The organism is Erythrobacter sp. HKB08 (genome assembly GCF_004114695.1).
Taxonomy (GTDB): Bacteria; Pseudomonadota; Alphaproteobacteria; order Sphingomonadales; family Sphingomonadaceae; genus Parerythrobacter_A.
Map to the genome: position 1 here is coordinate 217,861 of NZ_CP035310.1, position 13,525 is coordinate 231,385.

General features: G+C 65.7%; 15 protein-coding genes. 6 read left to right on the forward strand and 9 right to left on the reverse strand.

Translation table 11 applies throughout. The features are described from left to right. Positions 1 to 375: 375 nt before the first annotated feature. From EO245_RS01105 to EO245_RS01120, 4 genes are all read right to left on the reverse strand, one after another. On the reverse strand, positions 376 to 1,266 hold the full coding sequence (locus EO245_RS01105; protein ID WP_128891199.1) for an alpha/beta fold hydrolase: 891 nt from the start codon (positions 1,264 to 1,266) through the stop codon (positions 376 to 378). 77 nt (positions 1,267 to 1,343) lie between these two features. Then, positions 1,344 to 2,930 (reverse strand): L-aspartate oxidase, encoded by a 1,587-nt coding sequence (nadB, locus tag EO245_RS01110; protein WP_128891200.1) that lies wholly within the window; start codon positions 2,928 to 2,930, stop codon positions 1,344 to 1,346. 49 nt (positions 2,931 to 2,979) lie between these two features. Further along, a complete protein-coding gene (locus tag EO245_RS01115; protein WP_128891201.1) occupies positions 2,980 to 3,717 on the reverse strand; it encodes a class I SAM-dependent methyltransferase in 738 nt (245 codons plus the stop codon). 7 nt (positions 3,718 to 3,724) lie between these two features. Next, a complete protein-coding gene (locus tag EO245_RS01120; protein ID WP_128891202.1) occupies positions 3,725 to 4,660 on the reverse strand; it encodes an ABC transporter ATP-binding protein in 936 nt (311 codons plus the stop codon). An 84-nt stretch (positions 4,661 to 4,744) separates the two neighbouring features. Here EO245_RS01120 and EO245_RS01125 point away from each other — a divergent pair, with 84 nt between their 5' ends. Genes EO245_RS01125 through EO245_RS01150 form a run of 6 tightly spaced genes read left to right on the forward strand, consistent with a single transcriptional unit; the run spans position 4,745 to position 8,366 of the window. Beyond that, entirely contained in the window at positions 4,745 to 5,005 is a 261-nt protein-coding gene (locus EO245_RS01125) for a zinc-finger domain-containing protein (RefSeq protein WP_128891203.1), read from the forward strand. Next, positions 5,002 to 5,520 carry a hypothetical protein gene (locus EO245_RS01130; RefSeq protein WP_128891204.1) on the forward strand — a complete coding sequence of 173 codons (519 nt, stop codon included), beginning with the start codon at positions 5,002 to 5,004 and terminating at the stop codon, positions 5,518 to 5,520. Before EO245_RS01125 ends, EO245_RS01130 begins: the two co-directional genes overlap by 4 nt. A gap of 40 nt (positions 5,521 to 5,560) precedes the next feature. Next, positions 5,561 to 6,982: a metalloprotease TldD gene (gene tldD, locus EO245_RS01135; RefSeq protein WP_128891205.1), complete on the forward strand. Its 1,422-nt coding sequence runs from the start codon at positions 5,561 to 5,563 to the stop codon at positions 6,980 to 6,982. Next, complete coding sequence (locus tag EO245_RS13515) at positions 6,895 to 7,485, forward strand: type II CAAX prenyl endopeptidase Rce1 family protein (protein WP_128891206.1); 591 nt, start codon at positions 6,895 to 6,897, stop codon at positions 7,483 to 7,485. Before tldD ends, EO245_RS13515 begins: the two co-directional genes overlap by 88 nt. A gap of 42 nt (positions 7,486 to 7,527) precedes the next feature. Beyond that, positions 7,528 to 7,950, forward strand: coding sequence for a hypothetical protein (locus tag EO245_RS01145; protein ID WP_128891207.1), 423 nt, complete (start codon positions 7,528 to 7,530; stop codon positions 7,948 to 7,950). Positions 7,951 to 7,952: 2 nt separating this feature from the next. Then, on the forward strand, positions 7,953 to 8,366 hold the full coding sequence (locus EO245_RS01150) for a hypothetical protein (protein WP_128891208.1): 414 nt from the start codon (positions 7,953 to 7,955) through the stop codon (positions 8,364 to 8,366). A 12-nt stretch (positions 8,367 to 8,378) separates the two neighbouring features. Here the strand turns inward: EO245_RS01150 and EO245_RS01155 are convergent, their stop codons facing one another. From EO245_RS01155 to nth (EO245_RS01175), 5 genes are all read right to left on the reverse strand, one after another. Further along, a complete protein-coding gene (locus EO245_RS01155; RefSeq protein WP_128891209.1) occupies positions 8,379 to 10,145 on the reverse strand; it encodes a ComEC/Rec2 family competence protein in 1,767 nt (588 codons plus the stop codon). A 98-nt stretch (positions 10,146 to 10,243) separates the two neighbouring features. Beyond that, on the reverse strand, positions 10,244 to 11,218 hold the full coding sequence (locus tag EO245_RS01160) for a nitronate monooxygenase family protein (RefSeq protein ID WP_128891210.1): 975 nt from the start codon (positions 11,216 to 11,218) through the stop codon (positions 10,244 to 10,246). 81 nt (positions 11,219 to 11,299) lie between these two features. Next, complete coding sequence (nth, locus tag EO245_RS01165) at positions 11,300 to 11,956, reverse strand: endonuclease III (RefSeq protein ID WP_128891211.1); 657 nt, start codon at positions 11,954 to 11,956, stop codon at positions 11,300 to 11,302. Continuing rightward, complete coding sequence (locus EO245_RS01170) at positions 11,950 to 12,810, reverse strand: FkbM family methyltransferase (protein ID WP_164931233.1); 861 nt, start codon at positions 12,808 to 12,810, stop codon at positions 11,950 to 11,952. The genes nth (EO245_RS01165) and EO245_RS01170 overlap by 7 nt, the downstream gene beginning before the upstream one ends. Then, positions 12,807 to 13,511 carry an endonuclease III gene (gene nth, locus EO245_RS01175; RefSeq protein ID WP_234026921.1) on the reverse strand — a complete coding sequence of 235 codons (705 nt, stop codon included), beginning with the start codon at positions 13,509 to 13,511 and terminating at the stop codon, positions 12,807 to 12,809. Before nth (EO245_RS01175) ends, EO245_RS01170 begins: the two co-directional genes overlap by 4 nt. Between the last annotated feature and the right edge of the window lie 14 nt (positions 13,512 to 13,525).

The following is a 13,525-nucleotide window of genomic DNA, read 5'->3' on the forward strand; positions in this document are numbered from 1 at the left end:
TTTACTTGTCCCCATCCTGTCCACAGGCGGGCCGACTCTCCCCCGATCGCGCCAGCAGCGCGGCCTGTGTCGATACAAGTTCTAGTGGGTCCCCCCGGGTCACGAACCACTAGATACTGAATCACTCGGGACTCACACGCAATAGGGTAAATCTCGGTTAACCGTGTTTGGTCGGTCCGCAGGCGGGGTGTGTTAGCTTGCTACAACGCAGCGACGCGTGGGAAATCCTTGGGTCGCGCGCTGCGCAAGCCAAAAAATGAATCCGTGAAAAAATTTATATGCGGAAAATGGGGATCGGGGGGCTTTGAATCAATCGAATCGAGCGGCGCAATTTTGCTGCGCCGCCCACCCCCTCGGGAGTCCCTCGGTAGATCCTCAGTTTTGGGCCGATTTGGCGTGCGACGCGATCTCGGCGGCGATGTCGTCGACCAGTTCGAGCGGCAGGTCGTGGCCCCAGCCGGGAATCGTCTTGATGCGCGCACCGGGGATGTGCTCGGCCGTGTCGCGACCGCCTTCGACCGGCACCAGCGGGTCGTCCTCGCCATGCAGCACGAGCGTCGGTGCGGTGATTCCCTTGAGCATCGGACGGCGATCGCCATCGGCGACGATGGCGGACAGGTGCCGCGTCGGCCCTTCGGGATAGAAGCTGCGGCGCAGCGTCGCCGTGACGTTTTCGCGCAGCCGGTCCTCGGGCGCGGGGAAGCCGGGCGAGCCGATCGTGCGCGAAAGCTTCATGCCGTGCTGCACCAGCACTTCCTCATCGGTCGATTCGGGGCGCTTGATCAGCACCTGCATCGCTTCCTTCTTCGCCGGCGGCAGCTTGGGGTTGCCGGTGGTTGAAAAGATCGAGGTGAGCGAGAGCGTCTTGTCCGGATGGCGCGCGGCGACGTGCTGCGCGATCATCCCGCCCATGCTGCCGCCCACGATATGCGCCTGCGGGATGTCGAGCGCATCGAGCAGCCCGGCACCGTCGTCCGCCATGTCGGCCAGCGTGTAAGGCACCTTGGGCGTGAATCCGAGCTTGGAGAGCAGCGTCATCTTGACGATGCCCGGCGCCTTCACCCCGTCGAACTTGTGGCTCAGCCCGATGTCGCGGTTGTCGTAGCGGATGACGCGAAAGCCATGCCCGTTGAGCGCCTCGACCAGCTCCATCGGCCACAGCGTCAACTGCGCGCCGAACCCCATGATGAGCAGCATCGCCGGATCATTGGCATTGCCGTGGTCTTCGTAATGGATAGTGATCCCGTTGGCGGTTGTCTCGGGCATGTGGCGCTGTTCCTCTCTCGTCCGCAATTGGGATGCGGATCGTTCGGTGCGATTAGTTGCACGGCGAAACGTTTAGCTCAAGGCACGAGCACCGTGTCGCGCGCGACGGGGTCGGTTTCGGGATAGTCGAGCGTGAAGTGCAGGCCGCGGCTTTCGTGGCGGGCGAGCGCGCTTTTCACGATCAGTTCGGCGGCCTTGAGCAGGTTGCGCAGTTCGATCAGGTCGGTCGTCACGCGGAAGGAGCCGTAATAGTCCTCCACCTCGTCCTGCAGCAGCTTGATGCGGTTGGCGGCGCGTTCGAGGCGCTTGGTGGTGCGCACGATGCCGACGTAGTTCCACATGAAGCGGCGGATTTCGGTCCAGTTCTGCTTGATGACGACTTCTTCGTCGGAATCGGTCACGCGGCTTTCGTCCCAGTCCTTAATTGCCGGCGGCTCGTCGAGTTCGTCCCAGCAGGTGAGGATGTCCTTTGCCGCAGCTTCGCCGAAGACGAAGCATTCGAGCAGCGAGTTCGACGCCAGGCGGTTCGCGCCGTGCAGCCCGCTCTCGGTGCATTCGCCTGCGGCCCACAGGCCCGGCAGGTCGGTGCGGGCATCGAGCCCGATCAGCACGCCGCCGCAGGTATAATGCTGCGCGGGCACGACCGGGATCGGCTCCTTGGTCATGTCGATCCCGAGGCCCATCAGCTTCTCGTGGATGGTCGGGAAGTGCTGCTTCACGAATTCGGGCGGCTGGTGGCTGATGTCGAGATGGACATAGTCGAGGCCGTAGCGCTTGATCTGGTCGTCGTTCGCACGCGCCACGATGTCGCGCGGGGCAAGCTCCATGCGCTGCGGGTCGTAATCCGCCATGTAGCGATGGCCGGTTTCCGGGTGGAGCAGGTGCCCGCCCTCGCCGCGCACGGCCTCGGTGATGAGGAAGTTCTTGACCTCGAGATTGTAGAGGCAGGTCGGGTGGAACTGCATCATCTCCATGTTGGAGACGCGGCAGCCCGCGCGCCATGCCATCGCGATACCGTCGCCCGTCGCGCCGCGCGGTGCGGTCGAGAAGAGGTACACGCGGCCCGCCCCGCCGGCGGCGAGGATAGTCGCCTTCGCGACGTGTTTCTCGACCCGCCCGGTTTTCTCGTCGAGCGCATAGGCACCCCACACTCGCCCTTCGCCGGAATATTTCTCGCCGTGACGGCCGGTGATGAAATCGATGCAGGTGCGGCCCGGAAGCATGGTGATGTTGGGGTTCGCCTCGGCCGCCTTGAGCAGCGCTTCCTGCACTGCCCAGCCGGTCGCGTCATTGACGTGGACGATCCGCCGGTGGCTGTGCCCGCCCTCGCGGGTGAGGTGCAAGTCCTCGCCCTCGCGGTTGAACGGCACGCCGAGTTCGCACAAGCGGTCGATCGAGGCCGGTGCGTTCTCGATCACGAACTCCACCGTCTCGCGGTCGTTCAGCCCGGCGCCTGCGACCATGGTGTCGCGAATGTGGTTCTCGAACGTATCGCCCGCGTCGAGCACGGCGGCGATCCCGCCCTGCGCCCAGGCGGTCGAGCCGCCGGTGAGCGAGCCCTTGGCGAGGACCAGCACCTTCTTCGTCTCGGCCAGCGCCAGCGCGGCGGTCAGCCCGGCAGCGCCCGAGCCGATGATGAGAACGTCGTGTTGCACGTCTGTCATGCGCGCCTCCATGCCGACAAGCGCGGCCCGGGGCAATGGCGCGCTGGGCTCAGCCGATCTCAGCGGTGACCAGCCGGTAGCCCATGTCGGCGCTATCGCTTGTCAGCAGCCGGGCATTGTCGCGCGCCCATTCGCCGCTTTCGAGATCGGCGCGCAGGCGCTCCACGCCCTCCTCCACGCCGTCGATCAGCCAGAAGCTGGAACTGCCCTTGCGGATGCGCGGGTCGAGATAGGCCTCGGGCCGCCGCCAGTAGGCGTAGAGAAAGCCGTCGGTGCAATCGTGCGGCACCATGACCGGCTCGATTTGCATGGGGCCGAGGTGCTCTTCGAAGAATGCCATCTGTGGCATCGCGCCATCGTCGAGCCCGACCAGGTCGGGCCAGTACTTCGCCTGCCACTGGCCGCGAAAATCGGGATCGTAGGTGAGAAGCATCACGCGGCTGCGCGCCACGCGGCGCATCTCGGCCAGCCCCTTCGCCTTGTCGCTCCAGTGATGGATCGAAAGCACCGCCATCACCGCATCGAAACTGTCGTCCGCGAATGGCAGCGCCTCGGCATGGCCCTGCACCACCGGCGCGGCATCTGCGGGGCGCTGGGCGATCATTTCGGCGGAAGGTTCGAGGGCGGTCACTTCGCGCCCCGCCGGTTCGTAGGAGCCTGTCCCCGCCCCGACGTTCAGCACGCTCTCGGCATCGCCCAAGGCGGCATCGAGCTGCTCGGCGATGCGCGCGTCGGGCTTGCGCAAATTCGCGTAATCGATGCCGATCCGGTCGTAGAGCGCGGCCATCGCGCGCCTAGCCGGAGCCGGTCAGCTGGACGAAGACGTCCTCCAGGTCCGCCTCGCGCGTGGTCACGTCCTCGATCGCGTAACCGTGCTGCTGCACCTTGGCGAGCACCTGCCCGGCGCTCGCCTTGTCGCGGTCGTAGGTGATTTCGAGCACGCGCGGCTCGATCGCTTCGGACTTCACGAAGCCTTCCTCGACAACCGGCCCGGCAAGGTCCTTGTCGACACTCACCCGCACGATCTTCTCGCGCGCCATGCCGATGAGGTCGCGGGTCGGCTTGTGCGCGATCAGTTCGCCGTGGTTGATGATCGCGATCTCGTCGCACAGCTGCTCGGCTTCCTCGAGGTAATGCGTGGTGAGGACAATGGTGACGCCCTGCCGGTTGAGCTCGGTCACCAGCTCCCACAGCTGGCGGCGCAGCTCGACATCGACGCCCGCCGTCGGCTCGTCGAGCACGAGGATCGGCGGCGAATGGACCATGGCTTTTGCAATGAGCAGCCGGCGCTTCATCCCGCCCGACAGCGTGCGCGCATATGCATCGCGCTTGTCGGAAAGGCGGACCGCTTCGAGCAGTTCCTCGCTGCGCCGCTCGGCCCTGGGGATGCCGTAGAAACCCGCCTGGTTCTCCAGCACCTCGTAGGGCGTGAAGAAGGGATCGAAGACGATTTCCTGCGGGACGATGCCGATCGAACGCTTCGCATTGCGGCGCTGCTCGTCGATGTCGAAGCCCCAGATTTCCGCCCTGCCCGAAGTCTTGGTGACGAGGCCCGCGAGCGTGTTGATCAGCGTCGACTTGCCCGCACCGTTCGGACCGAGCAGGCCGAAGACCCCGCCCTGCGGCACGTCGAAGCTGACGCCCTTCAAGGCGAGCTTGCCTTCTTCGCCCTTCTCCCCGGCATAGCGTTTGACGAGATTGTCGATGCGGATGGCGGGCGGGTTGGTCATGGCGCAGCGATGTGCCGATTTCGCGGCCTTCGCGCAACCACAGAAGAGTTGAGGCCGGCGAGAAAACGCACTATCGGCTCAGCCATGAGCATCGCACCGCCAGAAGTCATCAAGGTCACGACCCGCCGCGTCAGCTGTGACGGCGCGAGCGATATCCGCGGAGGGCAGAACTTCCGCCCCGCCGCGCTCGGCCATCCGAAGATCTATCTCGAGATCGACGAGCACGGCTATGTCGACTGCGGCTATTGCGACCGCCGCTTCGTCCTCGAAGGTGGTCCTGCCGACGGTGTCGACCAGTCGAGCCTGCCGGACATCTCCGAAGGCGCCGACCCGGGGCACCGGTGATCCGTTCCGCCCGCTCCGCCGCGCTGTTGCTGGCGGGGCTGGCACTTCCCCTATCCGGCGCGAGCGGGCAGGACCTGACCGAGGACTGCCGCGCGCTTCAGTCGCTCGCCGACCCCGACAGCCGCCACCGTGCATCGCTCGAATTCCAGCGCGACGGGACCATCGACCTTTTGGTGCGCGGCAAGCGTTTCATCCGCGGCTTCACCAATTGCGAAATCTCCGGGCCGGAGAACTTCAACGCTATCGAATGCGAGCTGGAATTCGAGACCGGGGAAGAGGCGTCCGCCTATCTCTCGGACCTCGCCAGGCGCCTCGCCCCCTGCACACCGGAAGGGCTGACCGCGCGCGGCGAGAACGTCATTTCGGAAAACTACCGGATTATCGAGCAGCACAGCGCGAGCTTCCTCGACAAGGAAGGCGAGGATGTGATCGCGGATCTCAACATCCAGCGGACCGTAAGCAGCTACGGCCCGCGCACCACTTACGACGTGCAGTTCAAAGTCGAATACGACTAGGCGATTGGCAGCCGGGCGCGCGGCTGCCTATATCGGCTCCATGACCAGCACCGACCCCCGCGCGATCCTCTATGGCGACAGGCTTTCACCCGAGATTGCCCAGCGCGTTACCGCCGACGTCCTGTCCAGCTGCGACGACGGCGAGCTTTTCCTCCAGCATTCGGCGAGCGAGAGCTTCGTGTTCGACGACGGGCGACTGAAGACTGCCGATTACTCGCGCGATTCGGGCTTCGGCCTGCGCGGCGTATCGGGCGAAATGACCGGCTTCGCCCATGCCAACGAATTGTCGGAAAGCGCCATTCGCCGTGCGGGCGAGACGCTGCGACTGCTCGATCCGGCGAAGGGCGCGAAGGCCCCGCCGCCCAAGGGGAACAACCGGCACCTCTATACCGACGCGAGCCCGCTCGACCTCGTTCCTTTCGAGGAGAAGGTCGCACTGCTCGAGCGGATCGATGCGGTTGCGCGCGCGAAGGACCCGCGCGTCGCGCAGGTCTCCGCATCGCTTTCGGGTAGCTGGAGCGTGGTCGAGATCGTGCGACCCGACGGCTTCGTCGCGACCGATATCCGCCCGCTCGTGAGGCTCGACGTGTCGATCGTCGCCGAAGCCAACGGGCGGCGCGAGAACGGTCGCCACGGTTTCGGCGGGCGCTATCTCTACGACCGGCTGTTCGACGAGGGCGCGTGGAACGAGGCGGTCGACGAGGCGGTGCGGCAGGCACTGGTCAATCTCGAAAGCGTCGATGCCCCGGCGGGCGAAATGCCCGTGCTGCTCGGCCCCGGCTGGCCCGGCGTGCTGCTGCACGAAGCGGTCGGACACGGGCTCGAAGGCGATTTCAACCGCAAGGGCACCAGCGCCTTTTCCGGCCGCATCGGCCAGCGCGTCGCGGCGCCCGGCGTCACCGTGGTCGACGATGGCAGCATGGCGGACCGGCGCGGTTCGCTCAGCATCGACGACGAAGGCACACCGACTGCCGAGACCGTGCTGATCGAGGACGGTATCCTCAAGGGATACATGCAGGATCGCCTCAACGCCCGGCTGATGGGTGTCGAGCCGACCGGCAACGGTCGCCGCCAGAGCTACCAGCATGCGCCCATGCCCCGCATGACCAATACCTTCATGCGCGGAGGGAACGACGATCCGGCCGAACTGCTTTCGCGCATGAAGCGCGGCATTTTCGCCAAGAGCTTCGGCGGAGGGCAGGTCGATATAGTCTCGGGCCGCTTCACCTTCTCCTGCACCGAGGCCTACCTGGTCGAGGACGGCAAGCTCGGCGCGCCGATCAAGGGCGCGACGCTGATCGGCGACGGGCCGACCGTGCTGACCAAGGTCGAGGGCATCGGCAACGACATGGCGCTCGACGAAGGGATCGGCGTATGCGGCAAGGGCGGGCAGAGCGTGCCTGCGGGCGTCGGCCAGCCCACGCTGCTGGTCGGCGGTCTGACCGTGGGCGGGACCGCCTGAGCGCGAAGCACCTTCCAGGCAGGATCGGGCGCTGGTTCGCCTGGCCGTCGCGAACGCACTGGCTGAAATCGCTCCCCGTCTTCCTGGGCGGCGGAGGACTCCTCGCTGCAGCCGCCTGGACGACCGGGCTCACCCAGTGGGACCCGCAGCCGCTGACGCTGGCGACGCTTGGCATCATTGCCCTGCTCTTCTTCGTTCCTTCGCTGCTCGAAGAAATGCTGTTTCGCGGCGCGCTGCATCCCGCGCCCGATGCACCGCATCGCCCCTTGCGGATACTCGTCGCTGCCGCCCTGTTCGTGCTGTGGCACCCGCTGCAAGTCTGGAGCGGTATCGGGCCGGACTGGTCGGCGCTCTTCGTGACCCCCGCATTCCTCGCCTGCGCCACCATCGCCGCGCTCACGCTCGGCCTGCTGCGCGAAATATCGGGCTCGCTGTGGCCGCCGGTCCTGTTCCACTGGGCGATGGTCGCCGCGTGGAAACTCCTGCTCGGCGGGCCGTTCTAACCGAGTCAGGCGAAGTTCAGCCCGTTGTGGTAGGATGCATGAATGAGGAAAATCGAGACTCTCACCCTCGCCGCCGCGCTTTGCGCCGCCCCCGCCTATGCCGACAACCACGGTGACAAGGCGGACAAGGACAGCAAGGGCGAAGCCGAGCTTGCCGAACTGCTCGAAGGCTATGTCGCGGGCGAGCCTGTCGACTGCCTCAGCCGTCACGAGCGCGACCGGATGCAGATCATCGACCGCACCGCCATCGTCTATCGCGACGGGGACACGATCTATGTGAACCGTCCGCGCGGCGCAGGCTTCCTCGACAAGTGGGACGTGCCGGTCTTCCGGGTCTACGGAACCACCAAGATCTGCCGCAACGACCAGGTCGAACTGGTCGACCGCGCGACGCGCATGGCCGGCCCGGTCATCGTGCTCGGCGATTTCGTCCCCTACACCAAGCCTGACAACGAGGAGGGCTGACCATGTTCAAGACTGCCGCAACCCTGATTTCCGCCGCGACGATCGCACTTGGTGCGAGTGCCGCCATGGCCGATGACCACAAGGATGCGCCCAAGACCGAGGGCGAGATCAAGCTCGAGAAAATGCTCGAAGGCCGCGTGGCCGGCGAAGCGCAGAGCTGCATCCGCATGCTGCCGAGCACCGACCTCACCGTCATCGACGGCACCGCGCTTGTCTACAAGTCGGGCGGCACGCTTTACGTCAACGTGCCGCGCAATGCCGACCAGGTCGACGACCGCGACACGCTGATGACGCGCAAGAGTTCCAACCGCCTGTGCCGGACCGACATCGTCACCACGGTCGACCGGTTCCACGGCGGCTACACGGGCAATATCCTGCTCGGCGACTTCATCCCCTATCGCCGCGCGGAGGGCTGAGGCGGGACGCCGCTAGTCGCCGTTATCGGCGGCAGCCTTGCGGCGCTTCGCCTCCGCCTTTGCTGCCAGTTTCGCTTCGAGATAGGCGAGGCGGCCCGTGCCGTCCTCGACTTCGAGCGGATAGACATCCCAGCGCCGTGACTTGGACGGCTTTTCGAGCATGTAGGCAAGCACGACCTTGCGCCCGTCGGAACGCAGGTTGATCGAGCCGTAGACCGTCACATTGGTCTTCTTCTCCTCTTCCTCCAGCGCCGCGATTTCCGTTTCCATTTCCGCGCGCTTGTCCGGGTCGGTCTCCCCCGCAAGCTTTCCGCGCAATTCCGCCGCCTGGTACCAGGGCGTGTCGTCGCGCCGGGTGAACTCCTTGGTCGAGCGCGACAGCTCGGTCGAGAAGATCAGCGGCCGCACGCCGCGCCCGGACACGCCGATCGCGCCCAGCGTGTCGCAGCGCGGGTGGGCGTGGCTTTCCTCGTCCCCGCTCGAAATAACCGTCGCCGCCGGATTGATCGCGCCGAGGAACAGGTCGGTGAAATCCGCGCTGCCGTGGTGGCACGCCTTGGTCACATCCGCCCCGTAGATCGCATTGGCATCCTGCCGGACCTGCTCCAGCTCGGCTGCACTCAGCGCATCCACATCGACGAAGGCGCGGTTCGAGGCGCGAGACATGAGGAAAGTCTCGGCGGAGGAATTGAGGTCACCGCCGAACAGCAGGGTGAACTCGCGGTACTTCAGCGACAGCAGCACCGAATGACCGTTCTTGGTCTTGCCGCTATCCATCGAAACGGTCTTTTCCGCCGGCGTCTTGCCGAATACGCGCAGCCGCGGGGCCCCCGCATTGTCCGGCTCGACCACCGGCCCGACGATCTCGATCTCGCATTCGGTCGCATTGCCCGGACCGAAACCGGGGAGGTAGGACTTGCCGCCCGACAGCTCTCCATGCGCGGTCGAGAGCATCACGATATTGGGGAAGCGCCTGTTGCCGCCCTCGTCCACCGCAGTCTGTGCGGTCGCGAGGAGGTCGGGATACTTCTTCGCATTGCCGGTCGACTGCTTGATCCAGCGCTGCGGATCGCCGAGCAGCGTGGCGAGCGCGGCATCGTCCTCGACCAGTCCGACGAGGTAATCCTGCCCGCCCTCGGCCTTTCGTTCGCCGAGCAACAGGTCGCTGTCGGTATCCTGCGACCCGTCCGCCTTCTTGCCGAATTGCTCGACCAGCCCGTTGTGCCAGACGTTGCTCGCATGGACGGCCCCGTCTTCGACCAGCCGGCGGAAGCCTTCGTAATGGTCCATGTCGGGATGGGTGACGATCAGCCCGTCGAAATCGGTATGCGCGCTCTCGAACCCGCGGAAGCGCCAGCGAAGGTAGCGATACATGTTTTCGCCCTCGCCCGCGTCGATGACATATTTCTTGTCATTGGGCGTGACGAGCAGCGCGCCGTCGCCCTGCCCGACATCGACGAACACCACCTCGAGCAGCCGTTCGCGCTCGAGGTCCTCCGGTTTCATGTATCCCGAAACGCCGCGCACCCGCACCGGCACCAGCCCGTCCAGCTTCTCCCGGACAGTCGCATGTTCTTCCGGCTTCAGCGGCGGATCGAGCTTTGCGCCGTCGCCGCTTTCGATGAAGTCGTAATCGTCGACCTTGGTCCAGTCGCCCCAGAGCAGGTGCTTCGCCCGCGACAGCGTGATCTGCTTCTTCTTGTTGCGCGCAATGTTGAGGACATGCGCGGTCGGATAGCCGGCGTAGACGATATCGCCGGGCTGGAATGCATCGGGCATGGCAGTGCTCCTGCTGCCGTGATGTCCTCATCGGCAGCGAGGATAAACAGACACTTCGAGTCGCGCCAACCGCCCCTTCGGACGGCGGGGCGCGTCCGTCAGCCTGCCTGCATGGCGTTCATGCGTGCGATGATGTCGTCGGCCTCGCCCATGATGCGGTCGATCAGTTCCTGGCAGGTCGGGATGTCGTTGATGAGGCCAGCGACCATGCCGCAGCTCCAGGCGCCGGCATCCATGTCGCCTTCGGTCATGATGCGCGGGTAGACGCCCGCGACTTCCGGCAGGATGTCCTGGATGGTGATCGCGTCGCCCAGCTCCTTTTCCTTCTCGAGCAGGCGGTCGACCGCGTCGTTCTGCATCACGCGCTCGGTATTGCGCAGCGGGCGCATGACGAGACGCGTGTCGAGCTCGCTCGCTTCGACGATCGCGCGCTTCACGTTCTCGTGCACCGGCGCTTCCTTGGTCGCGATGAAACGCGTGCCCATATTCATGCCCTGCGCGCCCATTGCGAGGCTCGCGACGAGGCTGCGCCCGTCGGCCATGCCGCCGCTCGAGACGAAGGGGATTTCCAGCTCGTCCGCCGCACGCGGCAGGAGGATGAAGTTCGGCACGTCGTCCTCGCCCGGGTGGCCGCCGCATTCGAAACCGTCGACCGAAACCGCGTCGCAGCCGATCGCCTGCGCTTTCAGCGAGTGGCGCACGCTGGTGCATTTGTGGATCACCTTGATCCCGGCATCCTTCAGCGCAGGCAGTACTTCCTGCGGGTTGCGACCGGCGGTCTCGACCACCTTCACGCCGCCTTCGATGATGACCTTCACCAGCCCGGGATAATCCGGCGGGGTGAGCGAGGGGAGGAAGGTCAGGTTCACGCCGAACGGCTTGTCGGTCATGTCCTTGCAGCGCGCGATCTCGTTCGCGAGCTTTTCCGGCGTGCCCTGCGTCAGGCCGGTGATGATGCCGAGCCCGCCCGCATTGGAAACCGCCGCCGCCATTTCGGCAAAGCCGACGTAGTGCATGCCCCCCTGGATGATCGGGTGCTTGATGCCGAACATTTCGGTGATTGCGGTTTTCATGGATCTGTCCTCCTCTTCTTGGCGTTTTCGATACTCGCACCCGCCCCATTCGCCAAGGACGCTACGGCAGCAAAGGCGCGCTCAGGCGTTCGCTGCCGACTCGGCGTAGAATTCGCACAGCTGAGACACCGGGCAGCGGTCGCATTTGGGCGAGCGGCTGGTGCAGATGCGCTTGCCGAACTGGATGAGCCAGAAATGCCCGTCGCGCATCGCCCAGTCGGGGCTGCGCTCTTCGAGTTGCTGCGCGGTCCTGTCGGCCGTTTTTGCCTGCGTCAGGCCGATGCGGTTGCACACGCGGTGGACATGGGTGTCGACCGCTATGACATCCTTCCCGAAGGTGAAGCTCATCACGATGTCGGCGCATTTGCGGCCGATGCCGGGAAGCGAGAGCAGCCCCTCGCGCGTGTCGGGCACGACCCCGCCATGCTCCGCGATCAGCGCCTCGCAGAAGCGGCGGATGTTGCGCGTCTTCATGTTGTAGAGACCGCAGGGCTTGATCGCCTGTGCGATTTGCTCGTCGCCCAGCGCCAGCATCGCTTCGGGCGTGCGGGCGAGAGTGAACAGCGCGCGCGTCGCCTTTGCGGTATTGCTGTCGAGCGACTGGGCCGAGAGCATGCAGGAAATGCACGAGCGGAACGCGTCGGGCTGGCCTTTCGGTCCCTTGGCCCCGCGCGTGCGGCCGGGCATCGCCTCGCTCAGCCGGCGATAGACTTCCTCGACCTGCGCCTCGTTCAGCATTTCCCGGCAAGCTCCGGCGGCAGCAGGATGGCGAGCCCGTTGCGCTCCTGCCCCGGCCCCATTGCGGCAAGCGTTTCGACCGTGAAATCTGGCTTGCGATGGTCGCACCACAGCAGGCGGTATCCGGCGTCGAGGAAGGGCGCGACGATCTCGCCATTGGTCGAAGCGAAGGGCGCAAGCTTCTCCGGCGAATCGCATTCGAGCAGGATCGCGGCACCGCGCCGGACCAGTTCGTCTGTGGCGGGGGGAAGGAAGCGCGCCTGCCATCCCTCGCTGTCGATCTTGAGCACATCGAGCCGCCCGTCCGCCTCTGGAAGCACCTGCAAGAGCGTGCGCTGGTCGACCTGCGTATCGGCATAGCCTTCCGGCGCAGGCGCACCCTGCGGCAGGTAGCTGAAGTTGCGCTGCGCGAGGCTAGCGGCGCCCGTCCGGTCGGACAGGAGCGTGTTCACGACTTGCACCCGCTCCAGCCGGTTCATCCCGAACAGCGTTTCGCAATAAGTCGCCAGCGCCTGCGAGGCCTCGACCGCGATGACGGAAACATCTTCGAACAGCGCATCGGCGACGAGGCCGAAATAGCCATAGGCCGCGCCGATATCGACGAAACGCACGGGTCGCTCGCCTGCAATCCCGGTCAGCCGCGCAATCGCCGCGATCATGCCGGGTTCGTGCAGCGAAGCCTCATCATGGCGCAAGACATACCAGTCAGCCGGTTCGATCGGCGCGCCGGTTTCGAGCCAGGGGATGCGGTAGGTCCGGCCCGCAATAGCCAGCTCGCCGTAGTGGTCGTGCGAGGCGAAAACCGGCGCAGCGCCGGCGAGCGCATCGTGCAGGGCCTCGCTCGTCCAGGTCATGCGCGACCCGTGGCACAATCGCCGCGCACCGGACACCCCTCGCATTGCGGAGCGCGCGGTCGGCAGTGGGTCTGGCCGAGCTTCTTCAGCAGCAGGTGATGTTCGTCCATGTCGGCGGCGGACCATTCTTCCGGTACGATCGGCATCAGCGCGTCATAGGTCTTCGCCGTGTCCGCCTTGGCCGGGACTATTCCCATGCGCTGCATGATCCGGCGGTGATGGCCATCGATCACCATCGCTCTGCGGTCGAATGTGCTCGCATTCATCACGCCCGCGCTGTTCTTGCGCGCCACGCCGGGCAGCCGCTCGAGCCAGGCCATCGCATCGCCAAGTTCGAGATTGGACAGGTGCCGCAGATCGACCGCGCCGCGCTCCTCGATGATCGCATTGAGGCAATGTTTGAGGCGCTGCGCCGCCACGCTCGGGAAGGTCTGGCGCTGAAGCTGGGCCTCCAGTTCGTCGAGAGGCGCCGCCGCCACCTTCTCCCACGACCCGTATCGCGCGAGCAGCCCATCGGTCGAGGCATTGCTCGCCGCCGTCTTGGTTTGCGCGCCGATCACCCCGTGCACCAGCACCCACTCGGGCGAACGCCGCTTGTCGGAAGGCCGCACGATCCGCCCGAACCGCTCGACCAGCGCCGCTTGCATGCGCCGCAGGATATCGATGCGCGGATCGGAGCCGAGGGGGAGTTGGTCGGTCAAAGCCCTGAACGAAA

Coding starts and splice junctions, on each gene's coding strand:
- EO245_RS01105 (WP_128891199.1), bottom strand. CDS start 1,266: ATGCCCGAGACAACCGCCAACGGGATCACTATCCATTACGAAGACCAC.
- nadB (WP_128891200.1), bottom strand. CDS start 2,930: ATGACAGACGTGCAACACGACGTTCTCATCATCGGCTCGGGCGCTGCC.
- EO245_RS01115 (WP_128891201.1), bottom strand. CDS start 3,717: ATGGCCGCGCTCTACGACCGGATCGGCATCGATTACGCGAATTTGCGC.
- EO245_RS01120 (WP_128891202.1), bottom strand. CDS start 4,660: ATGACCAACCCGCCCGCCATCCGCATCGACAATCTCGTCAAACGCTAT.
- EO245_RS01125 (WP_128891203.1), top strand. CDS start 4,745: ATGAGCATCGCACCGCCAGAAGTCATCAAGGTCACGACCCGCCGCGTC.
- tldD (WP_128891205.1), top strand. CDS start 5,561: ATGACCAGCACCGACCCCCGCGCGATCCTCTATGGCGACAGGCTTTCA.
- EO245_RS13515 (WP_128891206.1), top strand. CDS start 6,895: ATGCGGCAAGGGCGGGCAGAGCGTGCCTGCGGGCGTCGGCCAGCCCAC.
- EO245_RS01145 (WP_128891207.1), top strand. CDS start 7,528: ATGAGGAAAATCGAGACTCTCACCCTCGCCGCCGCGCTTTGCGCCGCC.
- EO245_RS01150 (WP_128891208.1), top strand. CDS start 7,953: ATGTTCAAGACTGCCGCAACCCTGATTTCCGCCGCGACGATCGCACTT.
- EO245_RS01155 (WP_128891209.1), bottom strand. CDS start 10,145: ATGCCCGATGCATTCCAGCCCGGCGATATCGTCTACGCCGGCTATCCG.
- EO245_RS01160 (WP_128891210.1), bottom strand. CDS start 11,218: ATGAAAACCGCAATCACCGAAATGTTCGGCATCAAGCACCCGATCATC.
- nth (WP_128891211.1), bottom strand. CDS start 11,956: ATGCTGAACGAGGCGCAGGTCGAGGAAGTCTATCGCCGGCTGAGCGAG.
- EO245_RS01170 (WP_164931233.1), bottom strand. CDS start 12,810: ATGACCTGGACGAGCGAGGCCCTGCACGATGCGCTCGCCGGCGCTGCG.